General features: G+C 69.6%; 22 protein-coding genes. 13 read left to right on the top strand and 9 right to left on the bottom strand.

Annotated elements, in window-relative coordinates:
- Window positions 1-54: 54 nt before the first annotated feature.
- The 6 genes from WBL06_RS07855 to WBL06_RS07830 all read left to right on the top strand — a co-directional run bounded on the left by WBL06_RS07855 (window position 55) and on the right by WBL06_RS07830 (window position 7,108).
- The gene (locus tag WBL06_RS07855) at window positions 55-1,554 is read left to right on the top strand and encodes an ABC transporter ATP-binding protein (RefSeq protein WP_424455432.1); all 1,500 of its coding nucleotides are present in this window, start codon (window positions 55-57) and stop codon (window positions 1,552-1,554) included.
- Entirely contained in the window at window positions 1,551-2,810 is a 1,260-nt protein-coding gene (locus WBL06_RS07850) for an ABC transporter permease (RefSeq protein WP_424455431.1), read from the top strand. Before WBL06_RS07855 ends, WBL06_RS07850 begins: the two co-directional genes overlap by 4 nt.
- The gene (locus WBL06_RS07845; protein ID WP_424455430.1) at window positions 2,807-4,087 is read left to right on the top strand and encodes an ABC transporter permease; all 1,281 of its coding nucleotides are present in this window, start codon (window positions 2,807-2,809) and stop codon (window positions 4,085-4,087) included. The genes WBL06_RS07850 and WBL06_RS07845 overlap by 4 nt, the downstream gene beginning before the upstream one ends.
- A gap of 3 nt (window positions 4,088-4,090) precedes the next feature.
- Entirely contained in the window at window positions 4,091-4,504 is a 414-nt protein-coding gene (locus WBL06_RS07840; RefSeq protein ID WP_424455429.1) for a cytidine deaminase, read from the top strand.
- A 39-nt stretch (window positions 4,505-4,543) separates the two neighbouring features.
- On the top strand, window positions 4,544-5,839 hold the full coding sequence (locus WBL06_RS07835; protein ID WP_424455428.1) for a thymidine phosphorylase: 1,296 nt from the start codon (window positions 4,544-4,546) through the stop codon (window positions 5,837-5,839).
- A gap of 153 nt (window positions 5,840-5,992) precedes the next feature.
- Window positions 5,993-7,108, top strand: coding sequence for an adenosine deaminase (locus WBL06_RS07830; protein ID WP_424455427.1), 1,116 nt, complete (start codon window positions 5,993-5,995; stop codon window positions 7,106-7,108).
- Between the two features lie 39 nt (window positions 7,109-7,147).
- Here the strand turns inward: WBL06_RS07830 and WBL06_RS07825 are convergent, their stop codons facing one another.
- Together WBL06_RS07825 and WBL06_RS07820 are read right to left on the bottom strand one after the other, a co-directional pair.
- Window positions 7,148-8,764, bottom strand: coding sequence for a phospho-sugar mutase (locus WBL06_RS07825; protein ID WP_424455487.1), 1,617 nt, complete (start codon window positions 8,762-8,764; stop codon window positions 7,148-7,150).
- A 29-nt stretch (window positions 8,765-8,793) separates the two neighbouring features.
- Window positions 8,794-9,624 (bottom strand): purine-nucleoside phosphorylase, encoded by an 831-nt coding sequence (locus WBL06_RS07820; RefSeq protein WP_424455426.1) that lies wholly within the window; start codon window positions 9,622-9,624, stop codon window positions 8,794-8,796.
- Between the two features lie 60 nt (window positions 9,625-9,684).
- Between WBL06_RS07820 and WBL06_RS07815 the strand changes: the two genes are divergently transcribed.
- Entirely contained in the window at window positions 9,685-11,121 is a 1,437-nt protein-coding gene (locus WBL06_RS07815; RefSeq protein ID WP_424455425.1) for an NAD(P)H-quinone dehydrogenase, read from the top strand.
- A gap of 235 nt (window positions 11,122-11,356) precedes the next feature.
- The gene (locus tag WBL06_RS07810) at window positions 11,357-12,298 is read left to right on the top strand and encodes a DUF559 domain-containing protein (protein ID WP_424455424.1); all 942 of its coding nucleotides are present in this window, start codon (window positions 11,357-11,359) and stop codon (window positions 12,296-12,298) included.
- 25 nt (window positions 12,299-12,323) lie between these two features.
- Here WBL06_RS07810 and WBL06_RS07805 read toward each other — a convergent pair whose 3' ends face one another.
- Window positions 12,324-14,099: an acetyl/propionyl/methylcrotonyl-CoA carboxylase subunit alpha gene (locus tag WBL06_RS07805; protein WP_424455423.1), complete on the bottom strand. Its 1,776-nt coding sequence runs from the start codon at window positions 14,097-14,099 to the stop codon at window positions 12,324-12,326.
- A 77-nt stretch (window positions 14,100-14,176) separates the two neighbouring features.
- The gene (locus WBL06_RS07800) at window positions 14,177-14,797 is read right to left on the bottom strand and encodes a Maf family protein (protein ID WP_424455422.1); all 621 of its coding nucleotides are present in this window, start codon (window positions 14,795-14,797) and stop codon (window positions 14,177-14,179) included.
- Between the two features lie 25 nt (window positions 14,798-14,822).
- Here WBL06_RS07800 and WBL06_RS07795 point away from each other — a divergent pair, with 25 nt between their 5' ends.
- The 4 genes from WBL06_RS07795 to WBL06_RS07780 all read left to right on the top strand — a co-directional run bounded on the left by WBL06_RS07795 (window position 14,823) and on the right by WBL06_RS07780 (window position 19,196).
- Window positions 14,823-16,049: a class I SAM-dependent RNA methyltransferase gene (locus WBL06_RS07795; RefSeq protein ID WP_424455421.1), complete on the top strand. Its 1,227-nt coding sequence runs from the start codon at window positions 14,823-14,825 to the stop codon at window positions 16,047-16,049.
- Between the two features lie 120 nt (window positions 16,050-16,169).
- Window positions 16,170-16,877, top strand: a complete 708-nt coding sequence (locus WBL06_RS07790) for a response regulator (protein WP_424455420.1) — start codon at window positions 16,170-16,172, stop codon at window positions 16,875-16,877.
- Complete coding sequence (locus WBL06_RS07785) at window positions 16,864-18,159, top strand: sensor histidine kinase (RefSeq protein WP_424455419.1); 1,296 nt, start codon at window positions 16,864-16,866, stop codon at window positions 18,157-18,159. Before WBL06_RS07790 ends, WBL06_RS07785 begins: the two co-directional genes overlap by 14 nt.
- A complete protein-coding gene (locus WBL06_RS07780) occupies window positions 18,156-19,196 on the top strand; it encodes a hypothetical protein (protein ID WP_424455418.1) in 1,041 nt (346 codons plus the stop codon). Before WBL06_RS07785 ends, WBL06_RS07780 begins: the two co-directional genes overlap by 4 nt.
- Before the next feature lie 5 nt (window positions 19,197-19,201).
- Here the strand turns inward: WBL06_RS07780 and WBL06_RS07775 are convergent, their stop codons facing one another.
- The 5 genes from WBL06_RS07775 to WBL06_RS07755 all read right to left on the bottom strand — a co-directional run bounded on the left by WBL06_RS07775 (window position 19,202) and on the right by WBL06_RS07755 (window position 23,382).
- On the bottom strand, window positions 19,202-19,981 hold the full coding sequence (locus tag WBL06_RS07775) for an FkbM family methyltransferase (RefSeq protein ID WP_424455417.1): 780 nt from the start codon (window positions 19,979-19,981) through the stop codon (window positions 19,202-19,204).
- 407 nt (window positions 19,982-20,388) lie between these two features.
- Window positions 20,389-20,616, bottom strand: a complete 228-nt coding sequence (locus WBL06_RS07770) for an acyl-CoA carboxylase subunit epsilon (RefSeq protein ID WP_424455416.1) — start codon at window positions 20,614-20,616, stop codon at window positions 20,389-20,391.
- Window positions 20,613-22,220 carry an acyl-CoA carboxylase subunit beta gene (locus WBL06_RS07765; RefSeq protein WP_424455415.1) on the bottom strand — a complete coding sequence of 536 codons (1,608 nt, stop codon included), beginning with the start codon at window positions 22,218-22,220 and terminating at the stop codon, window positions 20,613-20,615. The genes WBL06_RS07770 and WBL06_RS07765 overlap by 4 nt, the downstream gene beginning before the upstream one ends.
- A 56-nt stretch (window positions 22,221-22,276) precedes the next feature.
- Window positions 22,277-22,522, bottom strand: coding sequence for a hypothetical protein (locus WBL06_RS07760; RefSeq protein WP_424455486.1), 246 nt, complete (start codon window positions 22,520-22,522; stop codon window positions 22,277-22,279).
- Window positions 22,523-22,563: 41 nt separating this feature from the next.
- Window positions 22,564-23,382: a polyprenol monophosphomannose synthase gene (locus tag WBL06_RS07755; protein ID WP_424455414.1), complete on the bottom strand. Its 819-nt coding sequence runs from the start codon at window positions 23,380-23,382 to the stop codon at window positions 22,564-22,566.
- A gap of 23 nt (window positions 23,383-23,405) precedes the next feature.
- Between WBL06_RS07755 and WBL06_RS07750 the strand changes: the two genes are divergently transcribed.
- Window positions 23,406-24,164: a biotin--[acetyl-CoA-carboxylase] ligase gene (locus tag WBL06_RS07750; RefSeq protein ID WP_424455413.1), complete on the top strand. Its 759-nt coding sequence runs from the start codon at window positions 23,406-23,408 to the stop codon at window positions 24,162-24,164.
- The last annotated feature ends 2 nt before the right edge of the window (window positions 24,165-24,166 follow it).

Here is a 24,166-nt window from a genome sequence, read left to right as displayed (position 1 = left end):
CCGTCCCGGCGCTCGCCGTTTCCGGAGCGCCCCCGATCCGGCAGGATGGACCCGATGAAACTCGAGCTTCGTGGCATCACCAAACGGTTCGGTCGACTCGTTGCCAACGACGGCATCGATCTGGTCGTCGAACCGGGGCAGATCCACGCCCTCCTCGGCGAGAACGGGGCCGGCAAGTCCACGCTCATGAACGTGCTGTTCGGCCTGTACCAGCCGGACGAAGGCGAGATCCTGCTCGACGACACCATCCGGCACTTCGTCGGCCCGGGCGAGGCGATGGCCGCCGGCATCGGCATGGTGCACCAGCACTTCATGCTCATCCCCGTCTTCACCGTGGCCGAGAACGTCATGCTCGGCCATGAACCCACGCGCTTCGGCGGCGTGCTCGATCTCGCCGGCGCGCGGGCGATGGTGCGCGAGATCTCGGCCCGGTTCGGCTTCGACCTCGATCCGGATGCTCTCGTCGAAGACCTACCGGTCGGCGTGCAGCAACGTGTCGAGATCGTCAAGGCGCTGTCGCGCGACGCCCGCGTGCTCGTGCTCGACGAACCCACCGCGGTGCTGACCCCGCAGGAAACCGACGATCTCATGGTGACCATGCGCCGGCTCGCCGACGGCGGCACCTCGATCGTCTTCATCACCCACAAGCTGCGCGAGGTCAAAGCCGTCGCCGACACCATCACCGTCATCCGGCTGGGCAAGGTCGTGGGTTCCGCCGAGCCGTCGGCGTCGACCGCCGAACTTGCCTCGCTCATGGTGGGTCGCGACGTCGAGCTGACGATCGACAAGGCTCCGCCCAAGCTCGGCGACGAAGTGCTCGTCGTCGAAAACCTGACGCTCTTCGCCGCGACCGGTCAGCGGCTGCTCGACGACATCTCGTTCTCGATCCGCGCGGGCGAGATTCTCGCCATCGCCGGCGTCCAGGGCAACGGTCAGACCGAACTCGCCGAAGCGCTCGTCGGGTTGCGCCACAAGCTCAAGGGCTCGATCCGGCTGGCCGGCGAGGAGATCATCGGCCACACCGTGCGGCGGGTGCTCGAGTCGGGTGTCGGTTTCGTGCCCGAAGACCGCAAGACCGACGGGCTCATCGCCGAGTTCACCGTTGCCGAGAACCTCATGCTCGACCGCAGCTTCGGCGGTGAGTTCGTCACGGGGATCGCGATCGACTTCGCGCACCGCGATCAGTTCGCCGACGAATCGATCCGCGAGTTCGACATCCGAACCCCCGGATCGGGGACCTTGGTCGGCCGTCTCTCCGGAGGCAATCAGCAGAAGGTCGTGCTCGCCCGCGAGCTGGGGCGCGAGCTCAAACTCCTCGTGGCGACGCAGCCCACCCGCGGGGTGGATGTCGGATCGATCGAATTCATCCACGAACGGATCGTCGCGGTCCGAGATTCGGGAGTGCCGGTGCTCATCATCTCCACCGAACTCGACGAGGTGATCGCCCTTGCCGACCGTGTCGCCGTGATGTACCGGGGCGCGATCGTCGACATCGTTCCCGCAGACACACCGCGCGAAACCCTCGGTCAGCTCATGGCGGGGGTGCTCGCGTGACCGCGAAGGAAGAGGCCGTGTCGCCCCTCGACCAGACCGCGAGCGCTACCGGAGTCCAAGAGCCGCCGCCGCCGGAGGATGCCCACAAGCCGGTCTCGTGGAACGAGGTGCTGCACGACATCGCCGCGGGTGGGCTGGTTCGCACCGTGCTGGCGATCGTGCTGTCGCTTGTCGTCGCGGGCCTGCTCGTCGTCTTCACCAACGAAGACGTGTCGACGACCCTCGGCTACCTCTTCTCCCGTCCGGGTGACTTCTTCGCCGCCGCCGGCCGCGCACTGGGCGACGCGGGTGCGGCCCTCGTCCGCGGAGCGTTCTACAACACCCGCGCCGACAGCTTCGAGGCGGGCATCCGGCCCCTCACCGAGTCACTCCGGCTGGCCGGCCCGCTCATCGCGGCGGGCCTGGGCATCGCGCTGACCTTCCGCGCAGGCCTGTTCAACATCGGCGGCCAGGGGCAGATTCTGATGGCGGCGGCGTTCTCGTCGTTCGCTGCGTCCCAGATCCATCTGCCGTTCGTCATCCACCTCGCCGTGGCGATGTTGTTCGGATTCTTCGGGGCGGCGTTCTGGGCCGGCATCGTCGGGTTCCTGAAAGCGCGCACCGGCGCCCACGAGGTGATCGTGACGATCATGATGAACTACATCGCGATCTCGCTCGTCACCTACCTGATGCGCACCCCGATCCTGCACGACATGGAGTCGGGCTCGAACCCGACCTCGATCCCGCCGGATCCCACCGCGGTCTTCCCGCTCATCCTCGGCGAGGACTACAACCTGCGGCTCTCGTTCGTGCTGTGCATCCTCGCCGTCGGCGTCTACTGGTGGCTGATGGAGCGCTCGCCGATCGGATTCCGGCTGCGGATGGTCGGCCTCAACCCCGACGCCGCCCGCACCGCCGGAATCAACGTCAACACGACCGCGATCGTCGCGATGGTGCTGTCGGGGCTCTTTCTCGGACTGGCCGGGCTCAACCAATCCCTCGGTCGCGACGGCAACTTCGCGCCGAACGTGGATGCGGGCATCGGCTTCGAGGCGATCACGGTCGCGCTGCTCGGCAACTCGCGCGCCATCGGGGTGCTGTTCGCGGGCCTGCTCTTCGGCGCGCTGCGCGCCGCCGAGCCGACGATGCAGCTCGCGGATGTCTCGCCCGAGGTGCTCGGGGTCGTGCAAGGTCTCATCGTGCTGTTCATCGCGGCACCACCCCTGGTGCGTGCCATCTTCAGATTCATCCCGGCGCCTCGAGGGGGTGCGCGATGACCACGACAGCTCCGTCGATGCCGGCGACCGGCCACGTCACAGCCCTGGCACCCCGCACCTGGCGCATCCCGACCCTGCTTGCGGTGCTCGGTGCCATCACCGTGGTGGCGTTCGGCATCTTCGGCACCGACACCCCGGTTTCATTCGGGTGGTCGGGCAACTCCGATGTGATCGTGCTCGAGCCCACCTCGGCGAACCCGCGACTCCTCGGCTGGGTGCTCGGCATCCTCGCCCTCGTCGCCTCCGCGGCCGGGTTCTGGTACGCGTCCCGGCGCCGGCCGGTGCCGGTCTGGATCTCCCTCATCGTCGGGCTCGCGTTCCTCGTGAGCCTCGTCGCCTGGGTGGGCGCGGGCGGTCGCGTTCCCGTCGTCTTCCTGCTGACCGGTGCGATCGGCCTGTCGACGGCGATCGTGTTCGGCGCGCTCGCCGGAGTGATCGGCGAACGCGTGGGCATCGTCAACATCGCCATCGAAGGGCAGTTGCTCGGCGGCGCGTTCGTGGCCGCCGTCGTGGCGTCGACGACCGGCAACTACCTGCTCGCGGTCGTCGCCGCGATGGTGACCGGGGCGTTGATCTCGATGGTGCTGGCCGCCTTCTCGATCAAGTACCTCGTCGATCAGGTCGTCGTCGGCGTCGTGCTCATCGGGCTCGTCGCGGCGATCACCAACTTCCTGTATTCGGCCGTGCTCGGACCGAACTCGGCTGAGTTCAACAACCCGGGAACGATGCCGCGCATCCCGATCCCGCTGCTCTCCGACATCCCGGTGCTCGGCTCGGTGCTGTTCAACCAGCGCCCCACCACCTATCTCATGTTCCTGCTCGTGCCGCTCACCTGGTACGCGTTGTTCAAGACGCGCTGGGGACTGCGGGTGCGGGCACTTGGCGAGCACCCCCTTGCCGCCGACACCGTCGGTATCAAGGTCAACCGGGTACGGTTCTGGACGGTCTCGATCGCCGGACTCATCGCCGGACTCGGCGGTGCGGCGCTCACCATCGGCGGAGTCGGGGCGTTCGTGCGGGAGATGAGCGCGGGCCAAGGGTTCATCGCGCTCGCGGCCGTCATCCTCGGGCGCTGGAATCCCTGGTACGCCGCGCTCGCCGCCCTGCTGTTCGGGTTCAGCAGCAACTTCCGCATCTGGGCCGGGCAGGCGGGAGCTGCCATTCCGTCCGACCTGATTGCCGCGACCCCCTACGTCGTCACGATTCTCGCGGTCGCGCTGGTCGCGGGTCGGGTCATCGGCCCGCGGGCCGCGGGCAAGCCGTACACCAAGGAGTAGCGAGTGCCTGACGTGGATTGGGAGGCGCTGCGCGCAGCGGCGAATGAGGCGCGCACGTGGTCGTATTCGCCGTACTCCCACTTCCCCGTCGGGGCGGCGGCTCTCGTCGACGACGGCCGGATCGTGCAGGGCGCCAACGTCGAGAACGCCTCCTACGGTGTCGGCTTGTGCGCCGAGTGCGGTCTGGTGTCGGCGCTCGCGGCCACCGGCGGCGGCAAGCTGGTCGCGTTCTCGTGCGTCGACGGTCATGGCAACGTGCTGATGCCCTGCGGGCGCTGTCGGCAGCTGCTCTACGAGTTCTCGGCTCCCGGGATGCTGCTGGAGACCGTGTCGGGCATCCGCACGATCGACGAGGTGCTGCCCGACGCCTTCGGCCCCCGCCAACTCGCCGAGTACCACGATTCGGTGGTCGAGTAGCGCGCGAAGCGCGTGTCGAGACCACCCCAGGAGAACACCATGGCCGTAGAGGCATTCGACGCCGTCGACCTGATCAAGACCAAGCGAGACGGCGGATCGCTCTCGACCGAGCAGATCCGCTGGCTGGTCGACGCGTACACCCGCGGGTACGTTGCCGACGAGCAGATGTCGGCGATGACGATGGCGATCTTCCTTCGGGGGATGTCCCCCGAGGAGATCCGCGACCTCACGCTCGCCATGATCGCGACGGGCGAGACCCTCGACTTCTCGGGGCTGAGCAAGCCGACCACCGACAAGCATTCGACGGGTGGGGTCGGCGACAAGATCACCCTCCCGCTCGCGCCACTGGTGGCATCCTTCGGTGTCGCGGTGCCGCAACTGTCGGGCCGAGGACTCGGCCACACCGGTGGCACGCTCGACAAGCTGGAGAGCATCCCCGGGTGGCGCGCCAAGCTGTCGAACGACGAGTTCATGCGGCAGCTCGCCGACGTCGGTGCCGTCGTCTGCGCGGCGGGTGCCGGGCTGGCTCCCGCCGACGGGAAGCTCTACGCGCTGCGCGACATCACCGGAACCGTCGAGGCGATTCCGCTCATCGCATCCAGCATCATGTCGAAGAAGATCGCCGAGGGCACGGCCTCCCTCGTGCTCGATGTGAAGCACGGGTCAGGCGCTTTCATGCAGGACCCGGCGCGCGCGCGAGAGCTCGCGCAGACGATGGTGCGGCTCGGCAACGACGCGGGCACTCGCACGGTGGCCCTGCTGACCAACATGCACGTGCCGCTTGGGCTCGCAATCGGCAACGCTAACGAGGTGCGCGAATCCGTCGAGGTGCTGAGCGGTGGCGGACCGGCGGATGTCGTCGAGCTCACCGTCGCTCTCGCCCGCGAGATGCTCGCGCTCGCCGGGCTGCCCGATGCGGATGTCGAAAGTGCTTTGCAGAACGGCTCGGCGATGGATTCCTGGCGGGCGATGATCGCAGCTCAAGGCGGTGACCCGGATGCCGCCCTGCCGACCGCCCGCGAGACGCACGTCGTCACGGCCGACCGTGACGGCATCCTCACCAAGCAGGAGGCACTGCCGTTCGGGATCGCCGCCTGGCGCCTCGGGGCCGGCCGCGCCCGCAAGGAGGACCCCGTGCAGCACGCCGCCGGCATCGACCTGCACGCGAAGCCCGGCGACCCGGTGCGCGCCGGCCAGCCACTGTTCACCCTCTCCGCCGACGAACCCGCCCGCTTCGCCCGCGCCCTCGAAGCCCTCGAGGGTGCCTGGGCCATCGGCGATCCCGGTTCCCCGGTCGACGACGGCGGCCCCCTCATCGCCGGTCGCGTCGAGTAGGTTCGCGAGCATCCGCCCCTTCTCTCAGCCGAGCGTGCGCGGATCAGGAGAATCGGGTGCCGCGGGAGGGAGATCGCCCAGGGACGGGCTGATCTCCTGATCCGCGCACGTTGGGACGGGTTCGCGTCCCGCCGACGCGCCTAGGCTGAACGGGTGACTGACGCTGAGCGCATCCTTCCGGGCACGCGGGTTCCTCTGGGCGAGTTGCCCAAGATCTCGCTGCACGATCATCTCGACGGGGGGCTGCGGGCGCAGACGATCATCGACCTCGCGCCGGCCGCGGGGGTCGAGCTGCCGGCCGACACCGCCGAGGCACTCGAAGCGTGGTTCCTCGAGTCGTGCTCGTCGGGCGAACTCGTCGACTACCTGAAGACCTTCGACATCACGATCGCCGTGATGCAGACCGCCGAGAACCTCACGCGCATCGCCCGCGAGTTCGTCGAAGACCTCGCCGCCGATGGGGTCATCTACGGCGAACTGCGCTGGGCCCCCGAGCAGCACCTCCAGCAGGGCCTCACCCTCGACCAGGCGGTCGAGGCCGTGCAGGCGGGCATCGACGAAGCTGTGGATGCCATTGAGGCCGGCGGGGGATGGATCCGCGCCGGGCAACTCATCTCTGCGATGCGGCAGAACGACCGCGGGATGGAGATCGCCGAACTCGCCCTGCGCCACCGCGACGCCGGTGCCCACGGCTTCGACATCGCCGGACCCGAGAAGGGCTTCCCGCCGTCGCGATTCGCCGACGCGTTCGACCTGCTCGCGCGGGAGAGCTTCCCCGTGACCGTGCACGCCGGCGAGGCCGACGGGCTGGAGAGCATCCGCAGCGCCCTCGTCGACGGGCACGCCCTGCGCATCGGCCACGGCGTCTGCATCGCCGACGACATCGAACTGGAGGAGGGCGACGACGAGGCGAGTTACGTCACCCTCGGCCGCCTCGCGCAGTGGATCAAAGACCGCGGCATCCCGCTCGAGACGAGCCCGTCATCCAATCTGCAGACGGCGGCGTTCACCGCGTGGGGCCCGGGGATGACCGGGCATCCGTTCGACGTGCTGTACCAGCTCGGGTTCCGGGTCACGGTGAACACCGACAATCGGCTGATGAGCGGCACCTCGCTCACCCGAGAGGTCGCGCTGCTCGTGGATGCCTTCGGCTACGACGCCGACGATGTCGAACAGTTCATGGTCAACGCGGCCGACGCGGCGTTCCTGCCGCTCGAAGACCGCGAGGAGCTCATCGAGCGCATCATCGCGGGTTTCGGTCGGGCATGATTTCGGTGGTCGAGTAGCCGCGCAGCGGCGTGTCGAGACCTACGCGAGCAGCTCCCGCATCCCGGCCTCGAGTGTCGAGACGGCGGCGGCAGCTGCGGCTCGACGTTCGGCCGCCGACCCGTCGCGCGACGACGCGTCGAGGTAGCACTTGAGTTTCGGCTCCGTGCCGCTCGGGCGCACGATGACGCGGCCGCCGCCCTCGAGCCGCAGCCGCAGGATGTCGCTGGCCGGGAAGCCGTCGACCCCGAGCAGGTAGTCGTCGACGCCCTCGACGCGGATGCCGCCCACCGCATCGGGCGGAGCGGAACGCAGGCGGGTCATTGCGAGCGGGATGTCGGCGAGTTCGGCGACGCGGATGGAGATCTGCGCCGACGCGAACGCCCCGAACTCGAGCGCGAACTGGTCGAGGTGCGACTCGAGGGTTTCGCCCGTCGCCCGCAGCTCGGAGAACAGCGAGAGCACCGCGACGGCGGCGGAGATGCCGTCTTTGTCGCGCACCTTGTCGGGGTCGACGAGGTAGCCGAGCGCCTCCTCGTAGCCGTAGATCAGAGCGGGCGCGCGCGAGATCCACTTGAAGCCGGTGAGCGTCTCGACGAAGTCCAGGCCCGACACCCGAGCCACCTCGCGCAGCGCTGGGGAGCTGACGAGCGAGCAGGCCAGGGTGCCGGTGTCGTGTGTGCGCGCCGCGCGCCAGCCGAGCAGCCAGCCCACTTCGTTGCCGGTCAGGCGTCGCCAGCCGCCGTCGGCATCCGGGTCGGGCACGCCCACGGCGACGCGGTCGGCGTCGGGATCGTTCGCGATCACCAGGTCGGCGTCGGAGTCGCGGGCGGCGGCGAAGGCGAGATCCATCGCCCCCGGCTCCTCGGGGTTCGGGAACGCGACGGTCGGAAAGTCGGGGTCAGGGTCGGCCTGCTCGGCCACGACGATCGGAGCGGCGAACCCGGCTTCGGCGAAGACCTTCTCGGCGACCTCGCGCCCGACGCCGTGCATCGCGGTGTACACGTAGCGCAGCGGTTCGGGCTCGCCGGCCCCCGACGCCGTGCGCGCCACGTACGCGTCGACGAGCGACTCGTCGGCGGTGTGCACGTTCGGCGAGGTGGGGTGATCGGTGAACGCGACCGTCGCCGCGCGCTCGATCTCGGCAGCGATCTCGCCGTCGGCGGGGGGCACGATCTGGGCGCCGTCGTCGCCGCCGCCGAGGTACACCTTGTACCCGTTGTCGCGGGCCGGGTTGTGGCTGGCGGTGACCATGATGCCGGCGGATGCCCGCAGCTCGCGCACGGCGAAGGCGAGCACGGGGGTCGGCAGCGGGCGCGGCAAGATCGTCGTCTCGACTCCGGCTCCGGCGAGGATCGCCGCACTGTCACGCGCGAAGACGGCGGAGTTGTGGCGCCCGTCGTACCCGATCACCACGGTCGCATGCGGGTCGCGGGCGAGCAGGTACGCCGCAAGCCCGGCGGCGGCCTGGGCGACGAGCACCCGGTTCATGCGCATCGGACCCGCGCCGAGCTCGCCCCGCAGCCCGGCGGTGCCGAACTCGAGTCGGCCCGAGAACCGGTCGGCGAGGTCGGCGGCCGCCGCATCCTCTCCCGCTTCGGCGAGCGCGATGAGCGCGTCGAGTTCCGACCGGGTGACCGGGTCGGGGTCCTGCGCCATCCAGGCGCGGGCTTCCTCGAGGGCGAGCACTACAGCGCCGCCACGACGCGCGCGAGCAGGTCGGAGATCACCGGCTCCGCATCCTTGCCGGCCTGCAGCACCTCGGCGTGGCTGAGCGCGTCGGGCGAGATGCCGGCGGCGAGGTTGGTCACGAGCGAGAACCCGAGGATCTCCATTCCCGCCTCGCGGGCAGCGATCGCCTCGAGCGCCGTCGACATGCCGACGATGTGCCCGCCGAACGCCTTCACCATCTGCACCTCGGCCGGCGTCTCGTAGTGCGGGCCGCGGAACTGGGTGTAGACGCCCTCGTCGAGGTCGGGCTGCACGCCGCGGGCCACGTCGCGCAGGCGCTGCGAGTACAGGTCGGTGAGGTCGATGAAGGTTGCGCCCTCGAGCGGCGAGTCAGCGGTGAGGTTGATGTGGTCGCTGATCAGCACCGGGGTGCCGGGCGCCCAGTGCTCCTTGATGCCACCGGCGCCGTTGGTGAGCACCATGATGGATGCCCCGGCCGCCGCCGCGGTGCGCACCGAGTGCACGACCCGCCGCACGCCGTGGCCCTCGTAGTAGTGGGTGCGTGCGCCGATCACGAGCGCGTGCTTGCCCGAGGGGAGGCGGATGCTGCGCAGCGTTCCGACGTGCCCGCTCAGGGCGGGTTTGCCGAAACCGACGATGTCGGTTGCCGGCACCGTGGCGACGGTCTCGCCGAGCAGGTCGGCGGCCTTCGCCCACCCGCTGCCCAGGGTCAGGGCGATGTCGTGTTTCGCGACTCCGGTCGCCTCGGCGAGCTGCGCCGCGGCATCCTTCGCGATCGCGAACGGATCGGCGGCGGGGTCGTCGAGCGGGTTGGATGCGGTGCCCATCCGATCACTCTAGAACCCGCTCGGGCCCGGGCGGCTGGCGATTGCTGTGAGAATGAACGCATGCCGTACGAGTTCGAGCGCACCCATCGCCTGGCCGTCCTCGGCGGAGGACCCGGCGGCTACGAGGCGGCCCTCACCGGCGCGCAGCTCGGGGCCGATGTGACGCTCGTCGAGCGAGCCGGCGTCGGCGGATCCGCGGTGCTCACCGACGTCGTGCCGTCGAAGACCCTCATCGCGACGGCGGAAGCGGCGACCGCGGTCGGCGAAGCTGCGGACCTCGGGGTGCAGTTCTTCACCCGCAACGACCGCGACCGCCCGGTGCGTCCCGACGTCGCCGTCAACCTCGGTGCGGTCAACAAGCGGCTCTTGGCGCTCGCGCAGCAGCAGTCGGCCGACATGAAAGCCGCGCTGACCCACGCTGGCGTGCGCATCGTGCAGGGCGATGGGCGCCTCGAGGATGCCAACACGATCATCGCGTCGACCGGTCGCGGCAAGGCGCGCACCGACTTCGACGAGATCACCGCCGACACCCTCATCGTCGCCGTCGGAGCGTCGCCCCGCGTGCTGCCGACCGCGAAGCCCGACGGCGAGCGCATCTTCACCTGGACCCAGCTCTACTCGCTCGAGTCGGTGCCCGAGCACCTCATCGTCGTCGGCTCCGGTGTCACGGGTGCCGAGTTCGCCTCCGCCTACCTCGCCCTCGGTGCCAAGGTCACCCTCGTCTCGAGCCGCGACCAGGTGCTGCCGGGTGAAGACCACGACGCCGCCACGGTCATCGAGAACGTCTTCCGCCGCAACGGCATGACGGTGCTCAACAAGAGCCGCATGGCATCCGTCGAACGCGCCGGCGACGGGGTGGTCGTGAAACTCGTCGACGGCCGGGAGGTCACGGGGTCGCACGCGCTGCTGGCGCTCGGGTCGGTGCCGAACACGTCCGGGATCGGGCTGGTCGAGGCCGGCATCCAGCTCACCGAATCCGGGCACATCCGGGTCAACCGGGTGGCCCGCACCTCGATGCCGTCGGTGTACGCGGCGGGGGATGCGAGCGACTTCCTGCCGCTGGCATCCGTCGCCTCGATGCAGGGTCGCACGGCGGTGTTCCACGCGATGGGCGACGCGGTCACCCCCACCGAGCTGCGCAACGTGACGAGCAACATCTTCACCCAGCCCGAGGTGGCCACCGTCGGCTGGTCGCAGCACCAGATCGAGCAGGGCATCGCGCAGGGCGAGATCTACAAGCTGCCCCTGGCGAGCAACCCGCGCGCGAAGATGATGGGCATCAAGGACGGCTTCGTGAAGCTGTTCGCCCGCACCGGCTCGGGAACCGTCATCGGCGGCGTCGTCGTCGCCCCGAAGGCGAGCGACCTCATCCTGCCGATCGCCCTCGCCGTGGAGCACCGCCTCACCGTCGACCAGCTCGCCCGCGCCTTCAGCGTCTACCCGTCGCTCTCGGGCTCGATCACCGACGCCGCCCGCGCGATGCACATCGTCGGGTAGCTCCCGCCCCGGGTGCTCCGCGGATGCTGCCTGCCTTCCGTTTTCAGGAATGTGTGGGATTGGTGTGGCTGGTGTGGCGAAAAACCCGGATTCCAGCCTCATCTTCATCTCGGGCAACACACCTTCCTGAAAACGGAAAGCGCGCCGCTCCTCCACAGACCGAGTCGAGCGGCTCGCTTCGTCGGGTGACCTGACACCGGGGAACGGATGCCGTTCATGGCTGCACGATCGCAGGGTGTACTCGGCACCGGCGGTCGTGACGGCGTTCGGCGGAATCGCGACGCGGGCGCAGATCCTCGACTCGGGCCTGACCGGGTCCGACATCACTCGAGCGGTTCGTCTCGGCCAGGTGCGCCGGGTGCGGCGGGCACACTACGCGACAGCGGTGGCACCACTGGATGCTGTGGACGCGGTGCGCGTCGGCGGCCGGTTGTGCGGCGTGAGTGCGGCCCGATCTTTCGGGCTCTGGGCGGGATTCGACGAGACCCTTCACATCGCCGTGCCGCGCAACGCGTCACGGCTTCGGGTGATCCGCGAGCATGGGGCGATCACCCCCGATCGCAGCGATCGGCGGGTCGAGATCCACTGGGTCGACACCGACCCGAGTCGCGAATGCTGGCGGGTGAGTCTGCACGACTGCCTCCGGCAGGTCGTCGGATGGTCCGATCACGAAACCGCGATGGCGTGTCTCGACACGGCAATCGAAGTCGCCAGGGTGACGCGCGACGAACTCAGAGCGGTGTTCGCGGAGGAGCCTGCATTGTCACGGTTGCGTGCCGCCGGCGCGCACCCGGGATGCGGCTCAGGCTACGAGTCGATCGTCGTCCGGCGGCTCAGGAGGATCGGGCTCCGCATTCGGCAGCAGGTGCGGATTCCTGGCGTGGGGCGCGTCGACGGGGTGATCGACGACATCCTCGTTCTCGAAATCGACGGATACGAGCACCACTCCACGCGCGAGGCGTTCGAGGAGGATCGGCGACGAGATGCGGCACTCGCGGCCCTCGGGAAGTCCAGCATCCGCCTCACGACCCTCCGCATCCGCGAAGACTGGGACGGCTGCGTCGCGGACATCCTTGCCGCTCTCCGTATTCAGGAAGCTATGGGGCGAGTGGGGCAGAAGTCCGGTCAATCAGCCTCGGACGCGCACACCAGCCACATCAACACCACAGCTTCCTGAAAACGGAAAGTGACGGCGCGGAAAGTCAGTCCTCGATCGCGAGCAGGCGGTGCCCGGCTGAGACGGTGGTGCCGACCTTGGCGTCGAGGGCGGTGATCGTGCCGTCGCGGTGGGCCGAGATGGGCTGCTCCATCTTCATCGCCTCGAGCACGAGCACCAGGTCGCCCTTGACGACCTTGTCGCCCTCGGCCACGGCGACCTTCACGATCGTGGCCTGCATCGGCGAGGCGATCGCGGTGCCGGTGGCCGTAGCGACACCCCCGCCGCCGGAGCGGCGTCGCGGCGCCGGGGCGGCCGAGACCGAACCGGATGCCGGCAGCAGCTTGGTCGGCAACGACACCGACACGCGCTTGCCGGCGACCTCGACGACGACCTCGTGACGCTTCTCGGGTGCACCGGAGTCGGTCAGGATCCCGCCCCAGGGCTCGATGTCGTTCTCGAACTCGGTCTCGATCCAGCGGGTGTAGACCCCGAACACGCCGTCGGCGGCGACGAAAGCCGGGTCGCGCACGATCTTGCGGTGGAACGGCAACACGGTCGGCAGCCCGGCGACCTCGAACTCGTCGAGCGCGCGGCGGGCCCGCTCGAGGGCGTCGGCGCGGGTGTGGCCGGTGACGATCAGCTTCGCCAGCAGCGAGTCGAACGAGCCCGAGATGACGTCGCCGGTGGTGACGCCCGAGTCGACGCGCACGCCGGGTCCGCCGGGGAAGCGCAGCACGTGCACCGGTCCGGGCGTCGGCATGAAGTTGCGGCCGGGGTCCTCACCGTTGATGCGGAACTCGATCGAATGCCCGTGGGTGACCGGGTCGGCGGGGTCGAGCAGCCCGCCCTCGGCGATGCGGAACTGCTCGCGCACGAGGTCGATGCCGGTGACCTCCTCCGACACGGGGTGTTCGACCTGCAGGCGGGTGTTCACCTCGAGGAACGACACCGTGCCGTCCTTGCCGATCAGGAACTCGCACGTGCCCGCGCCGAGATACCCCACCTCGCGAAGGATCGCCTTCGACGACGTGTAGAGCAGTTCGGTCTGCTCGGCGGTGAGGAACGGCGCGGGCGCCTCCTCGACCAGTTTCTGGTGCCGACGCTGCAGCGAGCAGTCGCGCGTCGACACGACGACGACGGTGCCGGCGGAGTCGGCCAAGCACTGCGTCTCGACGTGGCGCGGCTCGTCGAGGTACTTCTCGACGAAGCACTCGCCGCGACCGAACGCCGCCGTGGCCTCGCGCACCGCTGAGTCGAACATCTCGGGCACCTCTTCGCGGGTGCGCGCGACCTTGAGGCCGCGCCCGCCGCCGCCGAAGGCCGCCTTGATCGCGACCGGCAGCCCGACCTCGTCGACGAATTTCAGCACCTCGTCGGCATCCACGACCGGGTTGAGCGTGCCGGGCGCGAGCGGCGCGCCCACCTTCTCGGCCACGTGGCGGGCCGACACCTTGTCGCCGAGCCGCTCGATGGCATCCGGTGAGGGGCCGATCCAGATGAGGCCCGCATCGATGACGGCACGCGCGAAGTCGGCGTTCTCGGCGAGGAACCCGTAACCCGGATGCACGGCGTCGGCGCCGGAGCGGCGAGCGACCGATAACAGCTTCTCGATGACGAGGTAGGTGTCGGCCGAGGTGGTGCCGTCGAGCGCGTAGGCCTCGTCGGCGAGCTTCACGTGCCGCGCGTCGCGGTCTTGGTCGGCGTAGACGGCGACCGAGCCGATTCCCGAGTCGCGCGCGGCGCGGATCACCCGAACGGCGATCTCCCCCCGGTTCGCGATGAGCACTTTGGTGATACGACGTGCGGGGGCGGCGGCCATAAGAACCGAGCCTAGTCAGGGTTGCGGGCGCCGCCTCTTGTGGGGGTTCCACAGAAAGCGGTGTCGGATGCGGTGGGTCACGTCCAGAGGTCGGTCCACTCCATTCCGAGCGAGCGCACGAGAGTACGCAACAACGGGATGCTCAGCCCGACCACCGCGTGCGGGTCGCCGTCGATGCGTTCGATGAACGCGGCGCCGCGCGCGTCGATCGTGAACGCCCCGGCGACCTGCAGCGGTTCCCCGGTCGCGACGTAGGCATCGATCTCGGCGTCGGTGATGTCGGCGGCGAACTGCACACCGGCGACGGCGGGCGAGCCTGTGGCGCGGCCGGTGCGGGTGTCGATGAGCCAGTGCCCGGAGTGCAACAGACCCGAGCGCCCGCGTTGTGCCAGCCACCGGTTTCGCGCCACCTCGGGCAGGTGCGGCTTGCCGTAGACGACGCCGTCGAACTCGAACGCCGAATCCCCGCCCAGGATGAGCCCGTCGAGGTCGGGGTGGGCGGCGGCGACCGCTTCGGCCTTGAGCCGGGCGAGCAGCATCACCATCTCCGGCACCGCCAGCGGCCCGGCGGCGGCGACCGCGGCATCCTCGTCGACGCCCGGGGCGATCGCGACCGGCTCGATGCCCGCCAAGCGCAGGGTCGCGAGCCGGGCGGGGGAGGTCGAGGCGAGGACGAGCTGCACAGTGCCGATGCTCATCGAAGCGGCCTCCTAAGCTTCACGGATGGGCGACATGCAAGGCCGTGAGATCGAGGTCGAGGCTACCAACATGGCCCACGGTGGCGAATCGGTCGCCCGCTACGAGGGCCGCGTGGTGTTCGTCGCCGACGCGATCCCCGGCGAGCGCGTCGTCGCGCGCGTCACCGCCGACGCGAAGAAGAGCTTCTGGCGCGCCGAGACCGTGCGGGTGCTCGAGCCGAGCCCGCACCGGCGGGCGCACGTCTGGGCGGAGGCGTCTGTCGACCGGGACCCCGCCGACCGGCCCGGCGGCGCCGACTACGGCCACATCGACCTTGCCCACCAGCGCACCCTGAAGGCCCACGTGCTCACCGACGCGCTCAGCCGCATGGCGAAGGTCGAGCGCGACGTGGTCGTCGAGGCGCTGCCCGGTGAGTCCGACGGCACCGGATGGCGCACCCGCGAACGCCTGCACGCCGCCGCCGACGGCGCCCTCGGCCCCTATGCGGCGAGGTCGCACCGGGTGATCCCGGTCGCCGGCCTGCCGCTCGCCGTCGCGGCGGTACGCGAGCACGCCCCGCTTGAGGAACGGATGCCGGGCGCCGGTGACGTGACGATCCTCGCGCCGAGCGTGGGAGAGGGGGCGCGCCTCGTGATCGGGGCGCAGAAGCCCACCGTCATCCGCGAGCGGGTCGGCGATCGCGAATTCCGGGTTGACGACACCGGATTCTGGCAGGTGCACGCCGCAGCCCCCGCGGCGCTCACTGCGGCGGTGCAGGATGCCATCGACCCCGGGCTCTTCGACCCGAAGGCCGCCAACCTCGACCTCTACGGCGGAGTCGGGCTGCTGGCCGCGGCTGTCGGCGACCGGTTCGGGTCAGGCGTGCGCATCACGTCGGTCGAATCCGACGCGCGGGCGACCGAGCACGCCGCCGAGAACCTTGCTGATTGGCTCGGCGCAGCGGTCGTCACGGCTCGTGTCGACGCCTACCTGCGATCGCTCGGCACTCCGTCGGCCACGGAGCGCGAGCGGCTCGCAGCGGCGACGGTCGTGCTCGACCCGCCGCGCGCAGGAGCCGGCGCCTCGGTGCTCGATCCGCTCGCCGCTGCCTCGCCCGCCCAGATCGTCTACGTCGCCTGCGACCCGGTGGCGTTCGCCCGCGATGTCGGGTTGCTGGCGGCGCACGGCTACGAGCTCACCGGGCTTCGGGCGCTCGACCTGTTCCCGCACACGCACCATGTCGAGGCGATCGGTTCGTTCCGGCGGGGGTGAGGCTGACATCCTGGGCCGACGCTGTGGATGGATCGGTTCCTGCACCGGGTCTTCGGAGTACGATGAGCACGGATCAGGACCGCCCCGGATGCTCGACGTCCAAACGCGGAGGAGAACGGGATGAGCGTGACGCACATGGTCGATCGAGACCAGACATCCGGTTCGGAGACGGTCGGCGCGCGCGTGGCGATCGTCGACGACCACGAATCCGTGCGGCTCGGCCTGCGCGCGGCCTTCACCGAGGAAGGCCACGACGTCGTCGCGGTGGCACCGACAGTCGACGATCTCATCGCAGCGCTCGCCGGAACCGAAGTGGATGTCGTCGTGCTCGACCTCTCGCTGGGCGACGGCTCGACCGTCACCGACAACGTCAAGCGCGTGCAGGCCGCCGGGGCCGCCGTTCTGGTGCACAGCATCGCCGACCGCGTGGGGCTCGTGCGCGAGGCGCTCGCCGCGGGAGCCGCGGGCGTCATCCCCAAGTCGTCGGCCACCAAGACCGTCATCGCCGCTGCCGCAACGGTCGCTCGTGGTGAGGTGCTCAACAACCTCGAGTGGGCGACCGCGATCGACGCCGACCGCGACTTCGCGAAGGCGCAGCTCGGGCGTCGCGAGCGCGAGATCCTGCACCTGTACGCGTCGGGTCTGCCGCTGAAGCTGGCCGCCGAGCAGCTCGGTATCGGGTATTCGACGGCCCGCGAGTACCTCGACCGCATCCGGGTGAAGTACGTCGAGGTCGGTCGACCCGCTCCGACGAAGGTCGATCTTCTTCGTCGCGCGGTCGAGGACGGCATCCTGCCAGGGCTCGACCCCGACGGTGGCGACAACTAACCAGGCCGCCGGCCAGCCCGCATTCGGCCGCCCGGTCCGCAACCCGCTCAGCCTGCTCCGCGTCGAGGTCGCGGGTGCGCGCCTGACGGCAGTCGTGGGCGTCGCGTTCTTCGCCCAGTCCGTGCCGCTTCAGATTTCGCAGCTACCGAATGCAACGCCGGTGTGGCGCACGGTGATTCTCACCCTCCTCGTGGGGTCGCTCGTGGCCTGCGTCATCGCGGCCATTGTGAAGCGGTACGTGCGGTCGACCTACATGACGTTCACGATCGTGTATCTCGTAGCCCTCGCGAGCTGGCCGTTCGCGGTGGTGGACATCGGCGTCGCGATGGCCGACAAGGACAGCTACTGGTTGTACCTGTTGTTGACGATCGCCGCCGCGATGGCGACGGTCTCGATGAAGGTCGCGTTCGCTCTGGCCTACACGGTTCTCACCCCGGTGCTCTACGGGATCATTCGGGTGACGCCGGCGGGGGGCGGTGCTTTTCCCGTGCAGGCCATTCTCGACTCGGTCTACTCGATGCTGCTCGGCGGCGGCATCCTCATTCTCGTGACGGTGCTGCGGGCGGCCGCGAGCGGGGTCGACATAGCCCAGCAGAACGCACTGGCGCGCTACGCGCACGCCGTACGGCAGCACGCCACCGAGGCCGAGCGGGTGCAGGTCGACTCGATCGTGCACGACAGCGTGCTCACCACCCTGATCTCGGCGGCGCGCGCCTTCAGCCCCGAAGCCAAGACGCTGGCCGCCACGATGGCCGGCAACGCCATCGGGCATCTGCGCGAGGCGGTCGCCGTGGCGCCCGACTCCGAGGCCACGATCTCGGGGGAGATCCTCGCGCAACGCATCACGAGCGCGGCCGAAAGCATGTCGCAGCCGGTCACCGTACACACCTTCGTCGATGAGTGGTGCGAAATTCCGGTGACCGTCGCCGATGCGGCGTACTCCGCGACCGTGCAGGCGATGATCAACAGCCTCCAGCACGCGGGCAACGGCGTGGATCGCTGGGTCGAGATGCACTCGCAGGGTCACCAGGCCTTCACGATCGAGATCGGCGACCGGGGTGTCGGATTCGATCCCGACCAGATCGCCACCGAGCGTCTCGGGGTGCGCGTCTCGATCCTCGAGCGGGTCGCGAGCGCAGGCGGCCACGCCCGCATCGACACCGCGCCCGGGGAAGGCACGGTCATCATCCTGAGCTGGGATGGCGACTCCGCGGCCACCGACGACGACTCCGCGGCCACCGACGACGACGAGGTCGTCGACCAGGTCGAGGAACGCGCATGAGGGTCTCCGTGCCACGGCCGCTCATCGTCGTCGTCGCTACGCTGTTCTCGAGCTACATCATCGTGCTCGGCGTCTACTCGCTACAGGGCGAATTCGCTTCGTCGAACGAACCGGTGATCGTCGCGTTGGCGGTCTACGCGGTGGCGACGTTCGCGGTGCTCTTTCCCGACAAGCGGCCGCGGATGCCGATCTGGCTCGCCGCGTTCGCCGTCGCCATCGCGGTCATCCTGCCGCTCATCGTCGCACTCGTGCTCGACCCCCGCCGCGAGGGCGGCAACGGCTACGCGACGTGGTACGTCGCGGCCGTCGGGACGCTCATGACCATCGTCGCGGTGCGCCGCCGTCCGGGCTTCGCCTGGGTCGGAATCGGGTTCCTGGTCGCGCAGACGGTGTTGTGGGCGGGGCCGGAGTACCTGGCCGCGCTCGGTGTCATCGGCTCGGCATCCTGGGTGGGGGTGGCCCATCTGTTGACCAACGCCCTGGCCAAAGCGGTGCGCGACTCGCAACGCTTCGCGATCGCCGAGCGGGGCGCCGCGGAGTGGCAGGCGGCGCAGGAGGCCCACCTCAACGAGCGACAATTCAGACTCGGGCAGACCACCGTGATGGCGCTGCCGATGCTGCGCACGATCCAGCAGAGCGCCGGCGATCTGACCGCGGCGCAGCGCGCCGAGTGTCTGCACCTCGAGGGCGCGATCCGCGATGAGATCCGCGGGCGGCGGCTGTTGAACGACGCGGTGCGGGAACAGGTCATGCTCGCCCGGCGCCGCGGCACGACCGTCACGCTGCTCGACGAGGGGGGCATCGACGACATCGAGGGGGAAGACCTCGACCGGGTACTCGGGGCGCTCGCCGATGCGCTGCGGCGCACCAACGCCGACAAGGTGATCGCCCGCACCGTGCCGGAAGGCTCCGACGTCGCCATCACCGTCGTGGGCTTGCGTTCGAGCGACGACGGCAGTGCCAGCCTGCTCGGCAACTCCCTCGATGACGACGAGGTCGAGCTGTGGCTCGAGATCCCGAGAGTCGCGACTCAGTAGTCGGTCTATGCCGGAATCTCGGTCGTGAAGAGGTAGTTGCGCACCTCGGGCCGCACGCCGGCGGTGGGGGCCCACGCCCCGTCGACCCAGGTGTAGATCCGGTACTCGGGCCAGCGTTCGGCGATCTCGGCCAGGAACTCCGCGGCGCCACGGTCGTAGCGCACGAGATGGCGGTCTTCGATCTCCATGAGCAGAGCGGGTCGGTCACGGTCGATCACCGCGCGGGCTCCGGCGATGACGGAGGGTTCGAAACCCTCCACGTCGATCTTGATGAACGCGATGCGGCCGAGGGCTTCGCGCTCGACCCAGGCGTCGATGGTGTCGATGTCGGTACGGATGCGGTGCACGCGCCGTGAGGACGGGGTGCCGAGGGGTCGCAGATGGCCGTGCCCGAAGATCGGGAAAGGACCGTGGATGGGGACGATGACCTCGCCCTCACCGGAGGTCGGGCCCATGGCGACCCGGCGCAGCTTGCCGCGCGCCGTGCCGACGAGCACGCGCAGGAAGCGCACGACGTGGAAGTTGCGCGGCTGCGGGTCGACGGAGTCGATGCGCCCGGTCGGCCCGATGAAGTACGACAACGGCACCGTGTACATGCCGAGCCCCGCGCCGATGTCGAGCACGGTGTCGCCGGGCTTGACCACCTGGCCGAGGCCTTCGATCTCGGGTTCGGCCCAGTCGATGCGGCTCGCCGCGATGTAGAGCGCGGTGCCGAGGCGCGAGCGCCAGCCTCCGCGGCGGTGCCGAACGAGGGCGGTGGCCGTCGGGGCGGCGGCTTCGGTCACGGGTACCTCGATCGGAGCGGGAGCGCGGGTCGCGAGTCGCGACAACTCTAACGGCAAAGGAAACGGGGCCGGATCTGGATCAGATCCGGCCCCGTCCAATAATCGAGTCAGGGCGACAACCCGAATATCGCCCTGACTCGCCCCCACATGATCGGCACGCTTACCCTTGACGCCGATCCATGGCGGTGGATCTCTGGGAGATGCACCTTCGAGTCCCAAACTACCCGTGGAGCGGGCCCTCACCAAGTCATCATTTCGGGGGACAAGCAAACCGTCGCCGGCCCGTCAATAGGGTGCAATTCGGTCGGTCTCGCCGCTGCTTCGGGGGACATCGGCGTGCACCTCCGCTGTTGCCTGGGCGCTTTTCGATGGAATCGCGCGTGGCGGCGACGGATTCCGTCGTGCGCTCAGGCGCTGAAGTTGCGCCACGAGCCGTGCGGCAACGGCTTCCGCACGTTGCGCTGGCTCGCCTGCCAGCCGCTGGCCCCCGCCTCGCTGCTGCGTCGGCTCTCGCCGGCGAGTTCGTCGAGCGCGGCGGACAGCACGGCGGTGACGGCGGCGATCTCGTCGTCGGTGGCCTGCCCGCCGAGGAAACGGATCTCGGGCGCGGCCGGCGCCGCCTGCTCGGAGGTCACAGCGGGATGTTCCCGTGCTTCTTCGGCGGCTGCGAGGCGCGCTTGGTGCGCAGCGCGCGCAGCGCCTTGACGATTGCGATACGGGTCGCCGCGGGCTCGATGATGCCGTCGAGTTCGCCGCGTTCGGCGGCGAGGAACGGCGACGCGACGTTGTAGGTGTACTCGTTGGCGAGGCGGGTGCGCACGGCGGCGACGTCTTCGCCGGCATCCGCCGCCTTCTTCAAGTCGCCGCGATAGAGGATGTTGACCGCACCCTGGCCACCCATGACGGCGATCTCGGCGGTCGGCCAGGCGAAGTTGAGATCGGCGCCGAGCTGTTTGCTGCCCATGACGATGTACGCGCCGCCGTAGGCCTTGCGGGTGATGACGGTGACGAGCGGCACCGTCGCCTCGGCGTAGGCGTAGAGCAGCTTCGCGCCGCGACGGATGACACCCGTCCACTCCTGATCGGTGCCGGGCAAGTAGCCGGGCACGTCGACGAGGGTGAGGATCGGGATCGAGAAGGCGTCGCAGAACCGTACGAAACGCGCGGCCTTCTCGCCCGCGTCGATGTTGAGGGTGCCGGCCATCGCGTTCGGCTGGTTGGCGATGATGCCCACACTGCGACCTTCGAAGCGGCCGAAGCCGATGAGGATGTTGGGCGCGAACAGCGGTTGCACTTCGAGGAAGTCGTTGTTGTCGACGAGCAGTTCGATGATCGACCGCATGTCGTACGGCTGGTTGGGCGAGTCGGGGATGACGGTGTTGAGCCGACGGTCTTCGTCGGTGATCTCGAGCTCGGTCTCCGACTCGTAGACCGGAGCGTCGACGAGGTTGTTGTCGGGCAGGAACGAGATGAGCGCCCGGGCATAGTCGAGGGCGTCGTCTTCGTCTTCGGCGAGGTAGTGCGAGACCCCGGTGCGCTGGTTGTGGGTGCGCGCCCCGCCGAGCTCGTCCATGCCGACGTCTTCGCCGGTGACGGTCTTGATGACGTCGGGGCCGGTGACGAACATCTGCGAGGTCTTGTCGACCATGATCACGAAGTCGGTGAGCGCCGGCCCGTACACGGCGCCGCCAGCGGCGGGGCCCATGATGATCGAGATCTGCGGGATGACGCCCGACGACGCGGTGTTGAGCCGGAAGATCTCGCCGTACTTGCCGAGGGCGACGACCCCCTCCTGGATGCGCGCCCCACCGGAGTCGAGCATGCCGATGATCGGCACTCCCGTCTTGAGCGCGAGCTCCATGACCTTGATGATCTTCTCGCCGGCGACCTCACCGAGCGAGCCGCCGAAGATCGTGAAATCCTGCGAGTACACGGCGACCTGCCGGCCGTGGATGGTGCCGGTTCCCGTGACAACCGCGTCGCCGTACGGCCGGTTCTTCTCCATGCCGAACGCGTTGGTGCGGTGCCGCACGAACTCGTCGAGTTCGACGAACGACCCCTGGTCGAGCAGCTCCTCGATACGTTCGCGCGCGGTCTTCTTGCCCTTCGCGTGCTGCTTCTCGATCGCAGCAGCACCGCTCGCGGTGACCGCCTCGTGGTAGCGCACCTTGAGGTCGGCGAGTTTCCCGGCGGTCGTCGACAGATCGGGTGCGGGGGTGGGTGCAGCTTCGGCGGTCACGGCTGTCAGCCTACCGAGGGCACGGCGGTCTCCCTTGGCGGGAACCGCCAAAGCGCTCAGCGCGGGTCGGTGCCGAACACGTGCCGGGTAAGAGCCTGCACGTCGCGGTCGAGCGCGTCGATCTTCGCGTCGACCGCGTCGAATCGCGCGTTGACGGCCTCGAAGCGCACGTCCATGACCTCGCGCAGGGAATCGATCGATGTGCGCAGTGCACGGTTGAAGCTGATCGTCTGCCAGGTCAGCATCCCGAAGACCGCTGTCGCGAACACGCCGATGAGTACCCACACTTGGGGTTCGGTCATGTCGATCACCCGTCCATTCTCCCTGGATTGCGAGATCGACGCTATGTGTTCGGGTCGAGGCTTTCCGAAACGATCTCTCCCGCGGCGGAGAACTGCCTACCGGCGGCGCGGGGAAGGACTCGCTGCGGTCGGAATAGCCGGGCGATGCCCCAGACGGTGACCCGCCACATCGCCTCGACGACGATCGCTTTGCTCATCTTGGAGCGTCCCGCGGTGCGCTCCCGAAACTCGATCGGCCGCTCGACGATGCTCCACCCCGCGTCGAGCGTGCGCCGGGTCATGTCGATCTGAAAGCAGTAGCCGCGCGAGTCGATCTCGTCGAGCGGCAGCCCGCGCAACACGTCGGCGCGGTACGCCCGGTAACCGGCCGTCACGTCACGCACTCCGAGCCGCAAAATCGCGCGGGCGTAGGCGTTGCCGGCGCGGCTCAGCAGCCTGCGCCCGGCAGCCCAGTCGGCGAGCCCGCCGCCGGGTACGTAGCGCGAGCCGATCGCGAGCCCGACCACGGGGTCGTCGAGGGCGGCCACCAAACCAGGCAGTGCGGATGCCGGGTGGGAGCCGTCGGCATCCATCTCGACGATCACGTCGTAGCCGCGGTCGAGGGCGACCCGGAACCCGGCGACGTAGGCCCGGCCGAGGCCCTGCTTGGCGGGGCGATGCAGCACCGTCACCCGCGGATCGGCGGCGGCGAGGCCGTCGGCGATCGCCCCCGTGCCGTCGGGACTCGCGTCGTCGACGACCAGCACGTGCGATCGGGGGGTGACGTCGAGGATGGCGGCGACCGTCGCCGCAAGGCTGCCCGCCTCGTCGTAGGTCGGAGTGATGACCAGCACGCCAGGGGTGCTCGCGTGCTCCGGCATGACCGCCATCCTAGGCTCGCGGCATGGAGTTCCCACTCAACAGGTCGGCCGTGCCTGAACTGCTCGTCCGGCCGTCATCCCCCTCGACGAACAGCGAACTGCTTGCGCTGGCGGCCGACCCTGCGGTGCCGTCGTTCACGGCCTTGCTGACGCTCGATCAGACGGCTGGCCGCGGGCGGCTCGACCGCTCGTGGGTGGCACCGGCGGGCACCGCACTCGCCCTCTCGGTTCTGGTGCGTGACGCGCTGCGGCATCCGCTCGCGCCGTGGCTTCCCCTTCTCGCCGGGCTCAGCCTCGCCGAGGCGCTCGACGAGTCGGCGCCCGGTCGCGTCGCGGTGAAGTGGCCCAACGACCTCTTGCTCGACGGGCTCAAGGTCTGCGGCATCCTCATCGAGGTCGCCCCCGGGGGTCGGGATGCCGTGATCGGCTCAGGCCTCAACCTCACGCAGACGGCGGAGCAGCTACCGGTGGCGACCGCGACGTCTCTCGCCCTGGCCGGCGTCGTCCTGGAGCCGGGCGACCTCGACCGCCTGATCGCGCGGTACCTGGCGCGCCTGCGCAACGAACTCGAGGCGCCCGGGCCGGTGTCGCGGTTGCGGGAACGCGTCGTGGCTCGCTGCGCGACAATCGGAGCCCAAGTGGTCGTGTCGCTCGCCGATGGATCGACGCTGCTCGGCACGGCGACGGGCATCGACGCGACGGGCCACCTCGAGGTGCGCGGGGAGTCCGGTGACACCGTCGTGGTCGCCGTCGGCGACGTCGTGCACGTGCGCCCGGCCTGAGC

The sequence above is a fragment of the Pseudolysinimonas sp. genome (assembly GCF_049651805.1).
Taxonomy (GTDB): Bacteria; Actinomycetota; Actinomycetes; order Actinomycetales; family Microbacteriaceae; genus Pseudolysinimonas_A.
Note: the sequence above shows the minus strand (reverse complement) of the source record. Positions and strands in the feature narration are given on the sequence as shown.